The sequence below is a fragment of the Anaeromyxobacter sp. PSR-1 genome, assembly GCF_000964525.1.
GTDB lineage: Bacteria > Myxococcota > Myxococcia > Myxococcales > Anaeromyxobacteraceae > Anaeromyxobacter.
The window spans coordinates 13,580-29,446 of record NZ_BAZG01000037.1; the positions used below are offsets into that span (position 1 = coordinate 13,580).

The following is a 15,867-nucleotide window of genomic DNA, read 5'->3' on the forward strand; positions in this document are numbered from 1 at the left end:
TTCTCCCACCCCGGGCCGGAACACGGGCGGACGGTTCCTTGACGTGTCACTGAAGCGTGGTACGAAGGTTCCGATATCGGAGGATACCGGATGCGGAAGACCGCGCAGCTGCTGGCCACGCGCACCGAGCAGGCTCCCCCGCCCGAGCTGCCGCTCCGCGCCCCGGAGGCGCCGCCGCCGGCGCCGCTCCCCCGCAACCGCCCCGCGGACCGGATCAAGGACGCGCTGCTGCGCTGGCTCGAGGAGGAGCTGTGATGGCGCCCCGCCCCCGCACGCTGTTCCTGCCCTTCGAGGACGCCGCCGCCTCGGAGCTGGACCCGTTCCTGGCCGAGATCGATCGCGCGGTGGACGCCGGGTTCCTGGGCGAGCTCGAGGAGGTCCTCGACCGCGCCGCCCGGGCCGTCCTGCGCGATCCCGCCCCGGCGCTGCCCTGATCGCGACCCGCCGGCCTCAGCGGCCCTGACCGGCGCGGTACTCCGTCTCCTCGTCCTCGAGGCCCGCCTCCACCTCGCGCGGCGCGGTGAACAGGCGCCCCAGCTCGATGTGCCGGGAGAACAGGAACGGCAGGCCCACCGCGACCTGCGCGCCGATCTGCGCCGCCCAGAGCACGTTCGCGTAGGCGACGCCGTGCGTGGCGACCGCCGCGCCCGGCGCGACCAGGCTCAGGCCGAGCACCACCGCGCCCTGGAACGTCCCCACCATGCCGGGACCGGCGGGGATCATCACCCCCACCACCAGCACCCCGAGCACGGTGCAGGCCGCCGCGGCGCCCAGGTCGAACCCGAAGCCGCGCGCCAGCACCTGCATGCCCCAGACGTTCACGCCCCAGTAGATCGCGGTCAGCGCGAAGAACAGCGCCACCTTCCGCCCCGACGGCACCAGCCGCAGGCCGTGGATGAACGCGTCCAGCATCCCCGCCCCGCGCGCGGCGAGCCGCGGCGAGATGGGCGTGGCGAGGCGGGTGGCGAGCGACACCGCCAGCGCCCGGTTCCGGTACGCGCCCACCAGGAACGCGAGCAGCGCCAAGAACGCGAGCGACACCACCACGCCGGCGGTGCGGATGACGCGGAGCCCGGGCGTGCCCTCCGGCACCGACAGGAGCGACACCATGAGCAGCAGCCCGGTGAAGATCCCGTCGGCCACCCGCTCCACCACCACCGACGACAGCGCGCTCGAGACGCGCAGCCGGGGCCGGTCGGCGACGAGGTACGGCCGCGCGAACTCGCCCAGCCGGAACGGCAGCAGCGAGAGCGCCATGATGCCGACGGCGGAGACGGCGTTGAGGCGCCCGAAGGGCACCTTCGCGACCGGCTCGAGCAGCAGGCCCCACCTCACCGTGCGCAGCAGGTGGATCGCCGCCAGGAACGGCAGGTATAGCCAGAGGTAGCGGTAGTCGGCGTCGCGGAGCGCCTGGCCGATGCCGCCGAGGTCCTTGCCCCGCAGCGTGAGCCAGAGCGCGACGGCCGAGATCGCCAGGCCGGCGATCACCTGCGCCCAGCGGTGCGTCCTGGCACGCGGTGGGCTGGGTGCGGGCTCGGACATGGCCGCCCGTCATACCACGGCGACGGCCGGCGGGCGCGAGGCTCGCGCGCTACGGCACGGGGTGGCGGGGCGCCTCGCCGGACGCCACCCGGAGCACCTCGTCGAGCACCATCCGCGTCATGGCGGCGCGGGTCTCGCGCGTGCCCGAGCCGAGGTGCGGCGTGAGCACCACGTTCGGGAGGCGCAGGAACGCCTCCGGGACCCTCGGCTCGTCGCGGAAGACGTCGAGGCCCGCGGCGGCGAGCCGGCCGGAGGCGAGCGCCTCGACCAGCGCCGCGTCGTCCACCACCTGCCCGCGCGCCGTGTTCACCAGGATGGCGCCGGGCTTCATGCGCGCCAGGCGCGCCCGGTCCACGAGGCCCTCGGTCGCGGGCGTGAGCGGCACGTGCAGGCTGACGAAGTCGGAGGCGGCGAGCAGCTCGTCGAGCTCCACCCGGCGCGCGCCCGGGAAGCCGGCGTCGCGCGGCGCCGCGTAGAGGAGCCGCATCCCGAACCCGGCGGCGCGCTGCGCCACGGCCTGGCCGATGCGCCCGAGGCCCACCAGGCCGAGCGTCTTCCCGCTCACCTCGGTGCCGAGCATCCACGCAGGGTCCACGCTGGTCCACCCGCCGGCGCGGATCACCCGGTCGCCCTCGGCGACGCGGCGCGCGGCCGCGAGCAGGAGCGCCCAGGCGTGGTCGGCGGTGGCGGCGGTGACCACGTCCGGCGTGTTGGTCACGCACAGCCCGCGCGCGCGGCAGGCGCCGAGGTCGAGGTGGTTCACGCCGATGCCGTAGGAGGCGAGGTGGCGGAGCCGCGGCGCGCCCTCGAGGAGCGGCGCGTCCACGCGGTCGAGGTAGGTGACCACCAGCACGTCCGCGTCGCGCACCGCCGCCGCGAGCTCGGCGCGGGGCAGCGCGGCGTCGCCGCCGCGGAGCTCGAACCGGCCGGCGAGCGCGCCGAGGTCGGCGTGCGGCAGCGGCCGCGCCAGGACCAGCACGGGCTTCACGGTTCGTCCTCCTCGCGGTCCTCCGGCCGCTCCGGCGCCTCGGCCCCGTCGCCGGCGCGCGGGCCGGGGATCCGGTACTCCTCGCCCAGCCACTTGCCGAGGTCGATGAGCTTGCAGCGGTCCGAGCAGAACGGGAACGCGCGATTGGCGGGGCGCGGCGCGACGGCGCGGCCGCAGATCGGGCACTTCGGGGTGGCCACGCCGCGGATCTACCGCGCCCGCGCGGGCCACGCCAACCCGTTCGTCAGCCCTTCGGGCAGGACGCCGGGAGCAGCGGCTCCAGCGCGGCGGTGAGCGTCTCCCGGTCCAGCGACCCGGCGAACACGTGCTGGACCGTGCCCTGCGCGTCCACCAGGTAGGTGCGCGGGTAGGCGGGCACGCCCCACGGCTCGAGCGCGGTGGCGCGGGCGTCGAAGAGGATCGGGTACGGGATGTCGCGGGCCATGGCGAGCACGTCCTCGCGCCCGGACTCCTCCGCCACCCCCAGCAGCTCGAAGCATTTGCCCTGCTGCGCCCTCCACACCTCGGCGAGGTCCGGGATCTCGGCGCGGCACGGGCCGCACCAGCTCGCCCAGAAGTTCACCGCCACCACCTTGCCGCGGAGCGACCCCAGGTCGACGGTGCGCCCGGCCAGGTCGGGCAGCGCGAGCGGGGGCGCGGGGTGGCCGCCGCCCTGCGAGCGGGGCTCGCCGCGGCCGCGGAAGAACACCTGGAACGCCACCACGGCGAGGAGCGCGACGAGGACGAGCTTGAGGCGACCGTTCATGGGCGGAGGACTCCTAACGCGGGTGAGGGCCCGCTTCATGGGAGCCACGGGCCGCCGGGGCGGTTCGCGCCCCACCCCGCCCACGGGGTCGCCTCCGCGGGGGCTCCCCGCTCACGGTTCGACGGGCTCACCGTGAGCGGAATCGGGCTCACGGCGAGCGGAACCGGGCTCACCGTGAGCGGAATCGGGGCCTACTTGCTGGCGCCGCTCGCGGCGCTGCCGGCGCCCGACACGAGCAGCGTCTTCAGGTCGTCGTCGGTGAAGTAGAGGCCCGCCCCGAAGAACACGTCGGTGCCGATGTTGAAGCTGCGCCCGTCCGGCGAGGCGGCGCTGCGCCACCGGTTCAGGAAGTCGTCCACGCCGGTGGTGACGTAGAAGTGCTGGAGGAAGTTGTAGTTCGCCCAGACCTTCGCGCGCGGGAACACGTCCTGGTACGGCCGCGAGAACTGGTAGAGCGACGTCGAGATCTGCAGCCGGTCCTTCATCAGGTGCAGGTCGGCGCCCAGGCCGCCCGAGCTCTCGATGACGCCGCCGCGGAACGTGACCGGTCCGTAGCGCTTCGCCATCTGGAGGGAGAACGTGACCTTGTCCTCGTGGCGGGTCCGGGTGGTGACGGTGGTGGAGTCGCCGACCGAGCCCGGCGTGCGGGTGGTGATCGTGTCGGTGGTGACCGTGTCCACGCCGCGCGGATCGCTCACGACCTCGAGCAGGTAATACTTGTCCGGCCGCGGGAGCAGCTTCGCACCGAAGTAGACCTTGGCGCCGGGGCGCCCGTCCTCCACGCTCTGGTTGAGCAGCCACTCCGAGCGGAGCTGGACCTCGATCTGCATCTTCTGCAGCCGGTCCACGTAGTCCGAGACGCCTTCCACGGCGGTCCCGAGCTGCCGGCCCATCTTCTCGTCGGTGAGCAGCCGGCCGGCGACGCTCTTGCCCTCCTGCACCTTGGCGAGGAGCTGGTCGAGCCGGGCGAGGCTGTCGTTGAGGCGCGCCACCGCCTGCTGCACGCCCTTCGCCTGCGCCTGCTGGCTGGCGACCGCCGGCGTCGCGCCCGCCGCGCCGGGGGCGCCGGGTGCCCCAGGAGCGCCGGGTGCGCCCGGAGCGCCGGGAGGTCCGGCCGGGCCGCCGCCGGGGGCGCCGGCCCCTCCGCCGTCGAGGATGCCCTGCAGGCTGCCCGCGGCGACCTTCAGGCGCGCGGTGAGCTCGTCCACGTTCGCGAGGATGCTGTGGATGCGGTCCTTGTCGCGGGCCGAGATCTCGCGCAGGTCGGCGGTGAAGTCGCGGGTGTTCGCGATGAGCTCGGTCAGGCTGTCCCGGTTCTGCGCCACCACCTGGTCCACCTGGCGCGTGATGCGGGCCAGGTTCTCCACGATCTCGCGCAGGCTGCCCTGGTCGCCCTGGACGGTCTTGGCGAGGTCGCCGGTGACGAGCTGCACGTCGCTGGCGATCTTCGCCATCGAGTCGAGCAGCTGCTGCACGCTGGTGGCCTCGCGCACGCACTTGATCTCGCGCTCGGCCTCCGGCAGCGACGAGAGGAGCGGCGCGGAGTCGGAGCCGGCGATGACCTCGAGCAGCGCGTCGGGGAGCAGCGCGGAGGGGAAGCTCTTGTAGAGGCAGGCGTCGGTGTGGAGCGGCACCGAGCGGTCGATGCGGATCTGGAGCAGCGCCTTGTTCTTGTCGAGGGTGATCTTCGAGACCTCGCCCACCTGGATGCCGGCGATCTGCACCTTGCTCTTCCAGGTGAGGCCGGTGGCGTCGCTGAAGCGCGCGTACACGAGGTAGCTGTCGGTCTCGGAGTACCCGCCCTTCTTGAAGAAGGTGAACGCGAACAGGAACGCCGCCAGCCCGACGGCGACGAGGACGCCCACGGCCAGGGCCTTGTTGACGGCGGGCTTCACGGGCGGTTCCCGGAGGTCACTGCTTCTCGAACCAGGTGGAGAGGAAGCGCTGCACGAAGGGATCCTTGCTCTGGCGGACCTCCGCGGGCGTCCCCTCCGCGGCGAGGTGTCCATCGTAGAGCACCGCCAGCCGGTCGGCCACCCGGAATGCGCTGGCGATGTCGTGCGAGATCACCATGCTGGTGATGCCGAGGCGCTCCTTGGCGTGCACGATCATCTCGTCCACGTAGTTGGTGGTGATGGGATCGAGGCCGGTGGTGGGCTCGTCGTAGAGCACCACCTGCGGGTCGGAGACCAGCGCCCGGGCCAGCGCGACCCGCTTGCGCATGCCGCCGGAGAGCTCGGCCGGCCAGCGCCCCAGGACCTCCTCGCCCAGGTCCACCACCGCGAGCTTGTCGATCACGCGCTTGCGCACCTCGGCCGCCGCCAGGCGCGTCCCGCGGCGCTTCTCCCGCAGCGGGAACGCCACGTTGTCGAAGACGTTCATCGAGTCGAACAGGGCCGCGCCCTGGAACACCATCCCGAACATCCGGCGGGCCTCGTTGAGCTCGCGGCCGGTCAGGGTGGAGATCTCGTGCTCGCCGACCCGCACCGTGCCGCGGTCCGGCTTCAGCAGCCCGATGACGTGCTTCATGAGCACGGTCTTGCCCGAGCCCGACCCGCCCAGCACCACGTAGGTGTTCCCCTTCGGCACGTCGAGCGTGATGCCCTTCAGCACCTGGTTCGTCCCGAAGGACTTCCAGAGATCGCGAACCTCGATCACGCTCAGGTCCCCACGCTCAGCACGGTGCCGGCGTAGTCGGCCACCAGGATGGCCACCGAGCTGGCCACCACGGCGCGGGTGGTCCCCTCTCCCACCCCGCGCGCGCCGCCGCTCGCGGCGTAGCCGCGCCAGGTGGTGATCACCGCCACGATGTAGCCGAACAGCACCGCCTTCCCGAGCCCGTGGAAGATGTCGTCGGGCCCCAGGAACTCGCGGGTGTGCTGGATGAACGGGCCCTCGGGGATGCCGGAGACGAACACGCCCATGACGTACGCGCCGCCGTACCCGAGCGCGTTGAACAGCATGGTGAGCACCGGGAACATGAGGACGGACGCGAGGACCCGCGGCACCACCAGGTACTGGATGGGCGAGACCGCCATGGTCTCCATCGCGTCGATCTGCTCGGTGACGCGCATGGTGCCGAGCTCGGTGGTGATGGCGCTGCCGGCGCGCCCCGTCACCATGAGCGCGGTGAACACCGGCGACAGCTCGCGCGCCAGCGCGAACGCGGTCGAGCCGCCGGTGTAGCCCTCGGCGGCGAACTGGCGGAGCGCGTAGTTCATCTGCAGGCCGAACACCATCCCGGCGAACGTGCCGGTCACCCCCACGATGAAGGCGGAGCCGGCGCCGATGAAGGCCATCTGCGCCAGGACCTGGTCTGGCCGGAACGGGGGCCGGAACGCCCAGGCGACGGTCTCGCCGGCGAACAGGATCATCCGGCCGAAGTCCTCGAAGGCGTCCCGTAGGCGGGAGAGCATGCGGGCGCATTCTGGCACGGCGGCGGGCGGCGCGCCCGCTTTCGCGCGGCCCCGGTCGCGTGCGGCATCGATTCGTGAGGCGCCGGACGGGGTCGCGGCTATACTCCGCGCCCCCATGGTCAAGGTCGGCGGCGAGGTCGATTCGTTCTGCACGAAGTGCCAGCTCATGCTGGCGCACACGGTTCACGCGGTGGTCGCCGGCAAGCCGGTGAAGGTGGAGTGCAACACCTGCCACGGCGTACACCGGTACAAGGGCCCGGCCGGCGCGTCGGCGCCGCGCGCGGCCTCCGGCGCGGCCGGGGCCCGGCCCGCGCGCGCCCCGCGCGAGAAGGCCGCGGCGGTGCCGTTCGAGGACCTGCTCGGCGCGAGGGACGTGTCGAGCGCCCGCCCCTACTCGCCCAAGACCACCTTCCGCGTGGACGAGGTGGTCGACCACCCGCTGTTCGGGCGCGGCTTCGTCTCCGCCGTCCGCGACGGCGGCAAGATCGAGATCACCTTCCGCTCCGACGTGAAGATCCTGGTCCACGCCCGCGGCTAGCCGCCGCCCGGCGTCCCCCGCAGCAGCGCCAGCACCCCGGCCAGGTCGGCGGGCAGCGGCGCCTCCAGCACCAGCTCCCGCCCGTCCGCGGGGTGGCGCAGCGCCAGCCGCGCCGCGTGGAGCGGCGTGCGCGCGAGCACCGGCTCGCCGCCCGGGCCGAGCAGCGGGGCCGCGTCGCCGTAGGCGGGGTCCACGGCGAGCGGCGTGCCCGCCGCGGCGAGGTGCACGCGGATCTGGTGGGTGCGCCCGGTCTCCGGGAGCGCCTCGACGAGCGCGAGCGGCCCGCCGCCGAGCGGGTGCGCCGGGTACGCCTCGAGCCGGCGCACCACCGTCGCGGAGGGCTTCCCGCGCGGATCGTCCGGCGCGGCCGGGCGCATGCGCCCCTTGCGCGCCGGCGCGATGGGCACCTCGATGCGCTGCTCGGCGGGCGGGGCGCCGCGCACCAGCGCCAGGTACCGCTTGCGCGGCTCGCCCCGGTCGAACGCCAGGTTGAGCGCGCGGTGCGCCGCGGCGGTGCGCGCGAGCACCAGCACGCCGCTCGTGTTCCGGTCGAGCCGGTGCACCACCCAGAGCCGGCCGAAGCGCGCCTCCAGCTCCTCGCGCAGGCTCGGCTCGCCGCCGTCGCGCCCCGGGATGACCAGCCGCCCCGCCGGCTTGTCCACCGCGAGGAGGTCCGCGTCCTCGTGGAGCACCGCCACCGGGACGGCGGGCGCCGCGGTCACACCATCTTCCTGGCGGGGATCACCTTCACCGGCCCGAACCGCTCCAGCGAGCGCGCGATGGCCCGCGCCGGGCCGACCGCCACCACCACGCGCCGGTCGAGCGGGAAGTAGCGCCGCCCGACCTCGCGGCACTGCTCGGGCGTCACCGCCCGCACCCGCTCGCGGAACTCGGCCACCTCGCTGTCGTCGAGCCCGTACAGCTCCAGGTCGGCGAGCTTCTCGGCGAGCTGGTCGTGCGTCTCGAGCGAGAGCGGGTACAGGCCGCAGAGGTAGCTCTGGGTCCGCTCCAGCTCCTCCGCCGACGGGCCCTCGGCGCAGAAGCGCGCCGTCTCGTCGAGCGCGACCTGCACGATCTCGGCGGTGGTCTCGACCTTGGTGAACGTGGACACGAAGAACAGGCCGCCCACGGCGCTCGTGGCGAAGCGGCTCCGCACGCCGTAGGAGAGGCCGCGGTTCACGCGGATCGCCTCCATCAGCCGCGAGGTGAACCCGCCGCCGAGCACCGCGCTCGCCACCATGCCCGGGTAGTAGTCCGGGCTGCGGCGCGCGAACCCCTCGGACGCGATCCGGACCTGGCTCTGCGTCACGTCCGGCTTGTCCACCACCAGCACCGCGGTGCGCGGCGCCGTGGTCGCGGGGAGCGGCGGCAGCGGGCGCTCCGCGGTGCGCCACCCGGCGAAGCGGCGCCGCACCAGCGCGAGCACCTCGTCGGCGCGGACCGCGCCCACCACCACCAGGAACGCGGCGGAGGGCCGGTAGTAGCGCTGGTGGAAGCCGGCCACGTCGGCCCGCCGGACCGCGCCGAGCGAGCGCACCGTGCCCTCCGGCGAGCGCGCGTACGGGTGCGCGCCGTAGCCGGCCGCGAGCATGGCCCGGTCGGCGACCACGCCCGGCTCGTCGAGATCGTGGGCGAGCGCGGCCACCTCGCGGCGGCGCAGCCGGTCCACCTCGCGGGCGGGGAACGTCGGGTTCCCCGCCATCTCGGCGAGCACGTCGAGGCAGCGCGGCAGGACCTCCACCGGCGCCGACAGGCCGAAGTAGGACGCGTCCTCGTCCACGCCGGTGCCGAGCTCGGCGCCGATCGACTCGATGGCGAGGTCGATCTCCTCGCCCGTGTGCCGGCGGGTGCCGCGCCGGGCCGCCAGCGCGACGAGGTGCGAGAGGCCGGAGCGCCCGGACGGATCGAGCGAGGCGCCGCCGCGCAGGACGAGGCGCACCGCGGCGAGCGGGATGCCCTTGCGCTCGGCGACGATCACCCGCAGGCCGCCGGGCAGCGTCTCGCGGCGGATGGGCGGCAGCGCGATGGAGGGGCTCACCGCCGCACCTCCGGGTCGAGCACCACCACCGAGCGGCGGGTCGGGTCGAGGTACTCGGCCGCCACCCGCCGCACGTCGCGCACCCCCACCGCCGCGTAGTGCTCGAGCGCCCGCCCGGCCTCCCGCCAGTCGCCCAGGAGCGCCTCCGCCTGCCCGAGCGCGTGCGCGACGCCGTGGTGGGTGGCCAGCTCGTGGAGCACCGAGCTGCGCAGCAGCGCCTTGGCGCGCCGCACCTCGGCGGCGGTCACCCCGCGCGCGGCCACCTTGGCGAGCTCGGCCCACAGCTCCTTCTCCGCCTTCTCCACCGGCACCCCCGGCGCGAGCTCGGCGAACGCCAGGAAGACGCCCGGGTCGATGCGCCAGCCCCAGCTGATCGAGACCGACACCGCCAGCTCCAGCTCCTGCACCAGCCGCCGGCGCAGGCGCGACGACTCGCCCACCGCGAGGCACACCTGCAGCACGTCCAGGGCGGCGGAGTCCGGGCTGCGCGCCGCCGGGCCGCGCCACCCGGCCAGCAGCGCCGGCGCCTGCGCCGGGTAGCGGACGGTGGCGCGCCGCTCGCCGCGCTGGGGCGGCTCGCCCTGCGGCACCGGCGCGGGCCGCGGGCCGGCCGGGATGTCGGCGTAGTAGCGCTCCACCAGCCGCAGCGTGGCGTCCGGGTCCACGTCGCCGACCACGTACACCGCGGCGTTGCTGGGCGCGTAGTAGGTCCGGAAGAACGCCTCGCAGTCCTCGCGGGCGATGCGCTGGATGTCCTCCATCCAGCCGATCACCGGCCAGCGGTACGGGTGCGCGAGGAACACCAGCGACTCGAGCTGCTCCTCCATCAGGCCGAAGATCGAGTTCTCGGTGCGGAGGCGGCGCTCCTCCTTCACCACCTCGCGCTCCTGCTCCAGCGAGTCCTCGGTCAGGCGCAGCGAGCGCATCCGGTCCGACTCGAGGTCCACCACCGTCTCGAGCGCCTCGGCGGCGAAGTCCTCGTAGTAGGCGGTGACGTCGTTGGAGGTGTAGGCGTTCGAGTGGCCGCCGCGCGCCTCCAGGACCCGGTCGAACTCCTTCGGGCCGTAGCGCGCCGCGCCGTTGAACATCATGTGCTCGAACAGGTGGCTGATGCCGGTCAGCCCCAGCCGCTCGTTCCGGGAGCCGACCTGGAAGAACGTGTAGTAGCTGACCGTGGGGGTGCTCCGCTCGGGGAGTACACGGACCCGCAGTCCGTTCGACAGGGTGTGCGCGCGGACCTGCGCGAGGTCGAGCAGGGCGGGCGACTCGGGTTGGCTGGCCATCCGGCGCGGAACATAGCCGCGGCCGGACGCCCCGTCCATCAGGCGGACGGCCCGCCGCTCCGCCGCCCGTCCGCCGCGGCGCGCCACGGCCCTCCACCGGAATAGTCGCGTGGTCCGGGGACGTTCACTTGCCTTGGGCGATCGACAGTAGGTCGGTGGACCCGAGAAACCGTTCGGTTCTACAAAATCCGGCCACTGCCACGTTCCGTTCGGGCGACTGGCCGTCAACCCAACGACCCGGGTTCAAGCGTGAGGATCCCAGAAGCGATGGCGACCAAGACGAAGACGCAGCGGGATCCCCGCCGCGAGGAGCTGCGCCGGCTCGGCGAGCGGGTTCGCGAGCACCGCCGGGGACGCGGCATGACGCAGGAGGCGCTCGCGGAGGCGCTCGATCTCTCCGTCGCGTACGTGAGCCTCATCGAGCGCGGCGGGCGCAACCCGCCGTACACCACGGTCGTCGCGATCGCGCGGGCGCTCGGCATCCCGGCGACGCGCATCGTCGCGGAGGACTAGCGGCGCGAAGGGGGAGGCCGGGCCGGCGCGAGGCGGGCCCGGCTAGATCGGATCGAGCGGCCGGCCGCAGGCGGCGCAGCGACCCTTGCTGCGCCGGAGCGGCAGGCCGCAGCCGGGGCACCTCTTCACCTTGGGTGACCGCTCGACGGCCGCGGCGCGGCCGTCCCCCGGCGGAGCCCTGCCGGCCTCCAGGCGGGCGACGCGCTCCTCCAGCGCCGCGAGGCGCGCGAGCAGGTCCGGCGAGGTCTGGCGCTTGCGGGCGGCCACGGCAGGCCGAGCCTGCCACGCCGCCCCGTCCGGTCAAGGATCCGGCCCCCGCCGGCAGGGCCCGCGCCGGGCCGCGCGGCCCCGACCACGCGTTGAGGCCCCCTCCCCGGCGTGTTATCTCGGCGCGGGATGGATCTTCCTCGCACCGACGCACCCGCCGCCGGCCCGCTGGGTCGTGCCTACGAGAGCCCCGACGTCCGCGCCCTGCTGGCCGAGCAGCACGGCTCGCACCGCGAGGTCCCCCGCGCGCGGCAGGTCTTCGTCAACCGCAACCTGCGGATGGACCGCATCGAGGCGGTCGGCTTCGACATGGACTACACGCTGGCGATCTACCACCTGCGCCAGCTCGAGACCCTCGCGTTCCAGATGACGCTGGCGCGGATGATCGCGGTGATGGGGTACCCGCCCGCCCTCGGGGCGCTGCACTACGATCCCGAGTTCGTGATCCGCGGGCTGGTCGTGGACAAGCTCCACGGCAACATCTTCAAGATGGACCGGCACAACCACGTGGGCCGCTGCTACCACGGCCGCCGGGAGCTGCCGTTCGACGAGCTGAAGCGCCTGTACCGCGAGGAGAAGATCCACCTCTCGCTGCCGCGCTTCGCCTGGATCGACACGCTGTTCGCGCTGCCCGAGGCCTGCCTGTTCGCGCTGGTGATCGAGCTGCTCGAGGGGCTCGGGCAGACGGTGGACTACGCCCGGCTCTACGACGACATCCGCGAGGCCATCGACACGGTGCACCGCGACGGCACGCTCAAGGCCGAGGTGAAGAAGGAGCTGCCGCGCTACCTCGTGAAGGACGCCGAGCTCGGGCCCGCGCTCCACAAGCTGCGCTCGGGCGGCAAGAAGCTGTTCGTGCTCACCAACTCGCTGTGGGACTACACCGACGCGGTGATGTCCTACGTGCTCGACGGCGTGCTGCCCGAGTACCCGAGCTGGCGGAACTACTTCGACGCGGTGATCACCGGCGCCGCCAAGCCGGCGTTCTTCGCGGAGCGGCGGCCGCTGTACGAGGTCGGGCCGGACGGCGAGCTGGGGGCCGAGCCCGCCTCGCTCGAGCGCGGGCGCTTCTACCAGGGCGGCGACCTGCCCACGCTGGAGCGGCTGCTCGGCATCGGCGGGGACCGGATCCTGTACGTCGGCGACCACATCTACGGCGACATCCTGCGGTCGAAGAAGAGCTCGCTCTGGCGCACCTGCATGATCGTGCAGGAGCTGGAGGACGAGCTGGCCTGGCTGGAGCGGAACCAGACCTCGCTCGCGGAGCTGTCGCGGCTCGAGGACCTGCGCGTGCGCGTGGAGGACGAGCTCTCGGTGCACCGCGCCGCGCTGAACGTGCTCGACCGGCGCATCGAGCGCGACGAGCCCTCCCCCGAGGAGCGCGAGCGGCTGGAGCAGGAGCGCCGCCGGGACAAGGCGGAGATGGAGGCGCTCCGGCGCGCCCAGCGCGACGCGAACGCGCGCATCGAGGAGCTGCAGCAGGGCGTGGAGGGCGGCTTCAACCGCTACTGGGGGCTCACGTTCAAGGAGGGGAACGAGAACTCCCGCTTCGGCGAGCAGATCGAGGACTACGCCTGCCTCTACACCAGCCGCGTGTCCAACTTCGTCTTCTACTCGCCCATGCAGTACTTCCGCTCCCCGCGCGCCGCGATGCCGCACGAGCGCGCCGCGCCCGCCCGCATCTCGCCCTGGGGCGACGAGCACGGCGCGCCGGTGGCCGGCGACCGCCCGTCCAAGGCGTCGAAGGCGTCGCGCTGACGACGCCACTCGCGTACCGCAACGCGTCGGCAGCCGCCGCCCTGCCGGGCCGCGTCCCGACGTTCGGGGACGCAACGCGGTGACGTGCATCAAGCCGGCTCCGCCGAAGGAGGCGCACTCCCGGTCGCGATGCGATCCCTGGTGGGGTGACGGCATCATGTCCGCGATTGAGCACGATTGCCGGTGATAGGTGTCCTCGCGTTCCACTGACAGTCTGGAACGGGGGATCCCATGCTCGGTCTCGCGAAGGGGATGGCGGCGGCCGCCGTGCTGCTCGCTTCCGCCGGCGCATTCGCGCTCGACGTCGGGCCGGAGTTCGTGGTCGCGGGCAGCGCGCTGTCGCCCTACAGCGACGCGCTCACACCGGGCTACGCGACGAACGGCTACCGCGGCCGGGTCGCGGTGGCGCCGACGCCGGCCGGCTACGCCGTCGCGTGGAGCGGCGCCGACCGCACGATCTACGCGCTGGCGCTCGGCAGGTACGGCGAGTCGCTCGGGGGCGCCCCGGTTCGCGTCGGCGAGAACGGGCATTCCCCCTCGATCTCCTGCGCCAGCGACAACTGCCTGGTGGTCTGGCGGGCGCGGGACGGATCCACGGATTCCTTCGGAAACGTCCGCGCCGCCATCTTCGGCGCGCGCCTCTCCCACGACATGCAGCTGCTCGACCCGTCGCCCATCCAGATCGCGCTCTATCCCGAGCCCGCGCGCAACCGGAGCTGGCAGGTGATCGGCGCGCAGTCGGACACGGACGGTGCGAACTACTACGTGAGCTACATCTCCCTCTTCGACGCGCCCGGCTGCTACACGCTCTGGGGCGCCGCGATCTCGAGCGCCGGGGCGCTGGCCCCGCCGACCATGCTCGCCCAGGAGTGCGACTGGGGCTACCCGCTCGAGTGGGCCGGCCTGTACGACGGGGACTACTTCGTCGCGCTCCAGTGGTGGGACGAAATGCCCCCGAGGCGCTGGCCGACCACGGTGCTCGCCTATTCCACAGCCAATCGCTTCATCAACTGGGATCAGCCGAGCCCCTGGTGGCCGATCGAGGTCGCGTCGGGCGGGCCGTCGTCGCTCGTCCTCTTCAACTCGTATGACTACGAGTTCCACGACGACGTGGCCTCGCTGACGCAGTTCACGTTGCGGGCCGGCTGGCTCGGCGACCAGCCGGTCCAGTTCACGGCCGACAACACCGCGCTGCTCCAGGCCGAGCCCCGTGCCGAGTCGACGGGCGGGTACCCGGTCGTCGGGGCTTTCGACGGTCGGCAGTACCTCACCATCTGGTGGACGCGGCGCGCGTATCAGCCCGCGGACGTCCTCGGGACCCTGCTCCCGGTCGACTTCTCCCCCGCGGTCGCCGCGCAGGCGCTCTTCTCGTCGGTGAGCGTCGAGCCTGCGCTCGCGTCCGTGGAGAACGGGACCGCCCTGCTGCTGTACGCGGCGCCATCCGCGGCGGATCCGACGGTGGACGAGGTCAGGGGCCGCCTGATCTTCACCGACTCGATGCCGCCGATCGTCACCGTGCCGCCGTCGATCGCGGCGACCGCCAGCTCCGCAGGCGGCGCCACGGTCTCGTTCGCTGCGACCGCCCACGACGACTACGCGGGGACGTTGCTGCCGACGTGCTCCCCGCCGTCCGGCGCGATCTTCCCACCCGGAACCACGCGCGTGACGTGCTCCGCCGTCGACCCGGCCGGGAACGCAGGGTTCGCGTCGTTCGACGTGGCGGTGACCTTCCAGTGGAGCGGAGTGCTTCCGCCGGTGCGACCCGACGGTTCCTCGGTGTTCAAGGCGGGCCGGACCGTCCCGGTGAAGTTCCAGCTCGCGGGCGCGAGCGCCGGGATCACGGATCTCCAGGCTCGGCTGTCCCTGTCGCAGATGACGGACGCCGTGCTCGGGACCGTCGAGGAGGAGGCTCCCTTCACGTACGGGGCGACCGTCGGCAACCTCTTCCGCTTCGACGGCGAGCAGTACGTCTTCAACCTGAAGGTCGCGAGCGGGACCTGGATGGTGAGGATCGACCTCGGCGACGGAGTCGACCGGAGCGTCCAGGTCTCGGCGAACTGACGCTCCCGGCCCGCCGGGCGGGCGCGCCGTTCGCGGGCGGAGTGGCTCCGGTCATCCACCGCGAGCGGCGGGCGTCGCGCCGACCCGCCCCGGCCGGCCGCGCGCCCAACGCCGCGCTTGACCCGGCCCCCGCGCGCACGTACACCCGATCCCGGCAGAGCGTCCTAGGCTGGTGCCGGGCCCGGTCTTCAAAACCGGTGGATGGTGCTGAGAGGCGCTGTCGGAGGGTTCGATTCCCTTGCTCTGCCGCCATCCGTCCCCGTGGCGTTCAGCGTGGGGGGCGCCGCGCCACCACCGCGAGCGCCGCGACGCCGCACCCGGCGGCCAGCGCCGCCACCGTCGCCCACCCTCCCCGCGCGTAGGCGGGCACGGCCAGCGCCGAGCCGGCGGCGGCGCCCAGGAAGAACGTCCCGGTGTACAGGCCGTTCAGCCGCCCGCGCGCCTCGGGACGGACGCCGTTCAGCGCCTGCCGCGCGAGCGCCTGATCCGCGATGACGCCGGCGTCGAGCACGCCCGCCGCGACGACCAGGAGCGCCAGCGCCGCGCCCGGCCCGAGCGCGAGCCAGCCGGCGCGCGCCGCGCCGGCGAGCGCCATGGCCCCGGCCACCGCCGCCAGCGCGAGCGCGCTGGCGGGACGGTTCCACCCGCGGTCGCCGGCGCGCCCGGCCAGCGGCGCGACGGCGGCGCCGCTGACCCC

At 73.8% G+C, this 15,867-nt stretch carries 17 protein-coding genes, 1 tRNA gene and 1 pseudogene; 7 read left to right on the top strand and 12 right to left on the bottom strand.

What is annotated here, in order from left to right:
- Window positions 1–90 precede the first annotated feature (90 nt).
- Window positions 91–255, top strand: a complete 165-nt coding sequence (locus PSR1_RS24170; RefSeq protein ID WP_193388346.1) for a hypothetical protein — start codon at window positions 91–93, stop codon at window positions 253–255.
- Entirely contained in the window at window positions 255–434 is a 180-nt protein-coding gene (locus PSR1_RS08395; protein WP_059437161.1) for a hypothetical protein, read from the top strand. The genes PSR1_RS24170 and PSR1_RS08395 overlap by 1 nt, the downstream gene beginning before the upstream one ends.
- 16 nt (window positions 435–450) lie before the next feature.
- Here PSR1_RS08395 and PSR1_RS08400 read toward each other — a convergent pair whose 3' ends face one another.
- The 7 genes from PSR1_RS08400 to PSR1_RS08430 all read right to left on the bottom strand — a co-directional run bounded on the left by PSR1_RS08400 (window position 451) and on the right by PSR1_RS08430 (window position 6,712).
- The gene (locus PSR1_RS08400) at window positions 451–1,542 is read right to left on the bottom strand and encodes a lysylphosphatidylglycerol synthase transmembrane domain-containing protein (protein ID WP_059437162.1); all 1,092 of its coding nucleotides are present in this window, start codon (window positions 1,540–1,542) and stop codon (window positions 451–453) included.
- Between the two features lie 49 nt (window positions 1,543–1,591).
- Window positions 1,592–2,530 (bottom strand): D-glycerate dehydrogenase, encoded by a 939-nt coding sequence (locus tag PSR1_RS08405; RefSeq protein WP_059437163.1) that lies wholly within the window; start codon window positions 2,528–2,530, stop codon window positions 1,592–1,594.
- Window positions 2,527–2,730: a DNA gyrase inhibitor YacG gene (locus PSR1_RS08410; protein ID WP_059437164.1), complete on the bottom strand. Its 204-nt coding sequence runs from the start codon at window positions 2,728–2,730 to the stop codon at window positions 2,527–2,529. The genes PSR1_RS08405 and PSR1_RS08410 overlap by 4 nt, the downstream gene beginning before the upstream one ends.
- Before the next feature lie 44 nt (window positions 2,731–2,774).
- Window positions 2,775–3,296, bottom strand: a complete 522-nt coding sequence (locus PSR1_RS08415; protein ID WP_059437165.1) for a TlpA disulfide reductase family protein — start codon at window positions 3,294–3,296, stop codon at window positions 2,775–2,777.
- A 191-nt stretch (window positions 3,297–3,487) separates the two neighbouring features.
- The gene (locus PSR1_RS08420; RefSeq protein ID WP_059437166.1) at window positions 3,488–5,191 is read right to left on the bottom strand and encodes an MlaD family protein; all 1,704 of its coding nucleotides are present in this window, start codon (window positions 5,189–5,191) and stop codon (window positions 3,488–3,490) included.
- A 16-nt stretch (window positions 5,192–5,207) separates the two neighbouring features.
- Window positions 5,208–5,954 carry an ABC transporter ATP-binding protein gene (locus tag PSR1_RS08425; protein ID WP_059437167.1) on the bottom strand — a complete coding sequence of 249 codons (747 nt, stop codon included), beginning with the start codon at window positions 5,952–5,954 and terminating at the stop codon, window positions 5,208–5,210.
- A 2-nt stretch (window positions 5,955–5,956) separates the two neighbouring features.
- Window positions 5,957–6,712, bottom strand: a complete 756-nt coding sequence (locus PSR1_RS08430) for an ABC transporter permease (protein WP_059437168.1) — start codon at window positions 6,710–6,712, stop codon at window positions 5,957–5,959.
- 115 nt (window positions 6,713–6,827) lie between these two features.
- Here PSR1_RS08430 and PSR1_RS08435 point away from each other — a divergent pair, with 115 nt between their 5' ends.
- Window positions 6,828–7,250: a hypothetical protein gene (locus PSR1_RS08435; protein ID WP_059437169.1), complete on the top strand. Its 423-nt coding sequence runs from the start codon at window positions 6,828–6,830 to the stop codon at window positions 7,248–7,250.
- On the opposite strand, the gene PSR1_RS08440 is transcribed toward PSR1_RS08435, so the two are convergent.
- Genes PSR1_RS08440 through PSR1_RS08450 form a run of 3 tightly spaced genes read right to left on the bottom strand, consistent with a single transcriptional unit; the run spans window position 7,247 to window position 10,610 of the window.
- A complete protein-coding gene (locus tag PSR1_RS08440; protein ID WP_059437170.1) occupies window positions 7,247–7,972 on the bottom strand; it encodes an RluA family pseudouridine synthase in 726 nt (241 codons plus the stop codon). The genes PSR1_RS08435 and PSR1_RS08440 overlap by 4 nt on opposite strands.
- The gene (locus PSR1_RS08445; protein ID WP_059437171.1) at window positions 7,969–9,288 is read right to left on the bottom strand and encodes a pitrilysin family protein; all 1,320 of its coding nucleotides are present in this window, start codon (window positions 9,286–9,288) and stop codon (window positions 7,969–7,971) included. The genes PSR1_RS08440 and PSR1_RS08445 overlap by 4 nt, the downstream gene beginning before the upstream one ends.
- The gene (locus PSR1_RS08450) at window positions 9,285–10,610 is read right to left on the bottom strand and encodes a M16 family metallopeptidase (RefSeq protein ID WP_370539091.1); all 1,326 of its coding nucleotides are present in this window, start codon (window positions 10,608–10,610) and stop codon (window positions 9,285–9,287) included. Before PSR1_RS08450 ends, PSR1_RS08445 begins: the two co-directional genes overlap by 4 nt.
- 228 nt (window positions 10,611–10,838) lie before the next feature.
- On the opposite strand from PSR1_RS08450, the gene PSR1_RS08455 reads away from it, so the two are divergent.
- The gene (locus tag PSR1_RS08455; RefSeq protein WP_012526021.1) at window positions 10,839–11,084 is read left to right on the top strand and encodes a helix-turn-helix domain-containing protein; all 246 of its coding nucleotides are present in this window, start codon (window positions 10,839–10,841) and stop codon (window positions 11,082–11,084) included.
- Between the two features lie 42 nt (window positions 11,085–11,126).
- On the opposite strand, the gene PSR1_RS08460 is transcribed toward PSR1_RS08455, so the two are convergent.
- Window positions 11,127–11,351: a hypothetical protein gene (locus tag PSR1_RS08460; RefSeq protein WP_059437173.1), complete on the bottom strand. Its 225-nt coding sequence runs from the start codon at window positions 11,349–11,351 to the stop codon at window positions 11,127–11,129.
- Between the two features lie 129 nt (window positions 11,352–11,480).
- Between PSR1_RS08460 and PSR1_RS08465 the strand changes: the two genes are divergently transcribed.
- The 3 genes from PSR1_RS08465 (at window position 11,481) to PSR1_RS08475 (ending at window position 15,422) form a co-directional block, all read left to right on the top strand.
- Window positions 11,481–13,109: an HAD-IG family 5'-nucleotidase gene (locus PSR1_RS08465; RefSeq protein WP_237757876.1), complete on the top strand. Its 1,629-nt coding sequence runs from the start codon at window positions 11,481–11,483 to the stop codon at window positions 13,107–13,109.
- A 231-nt stretch (window positions 13,110–13,340) separates the two neighbouring features.
- The gene (locus PSR1_RS08470) at window positions 13,341–15,170 is read left to right on the top strand and encodes a PxKF domain-containing protein (protein WP_059437175.1); all 1,830 of its coding nucleotides are present in this window, start codon (window positions 13,341–13,343) and stop codon (window positions 15,168–15,170) included.
- 153 nt (window positions 15,171–15,323) lie between these two features.
- Window positions 15,324–15,422, top strand: a tRNA-Sec gene (locus PSR1_RS08475).
- A 16-nt stretch (window positions 15,423–15,438) separates the two neighbouring features.
- Here the strand turns inward: PSR1_RS08475 and PSR1_RS24080 are convergent.
- Window positions 15,439–15,867: pseudogene (locus PSR1_RS24080) on the bottom strand (hypothetical protein); the annotation flags it as partial.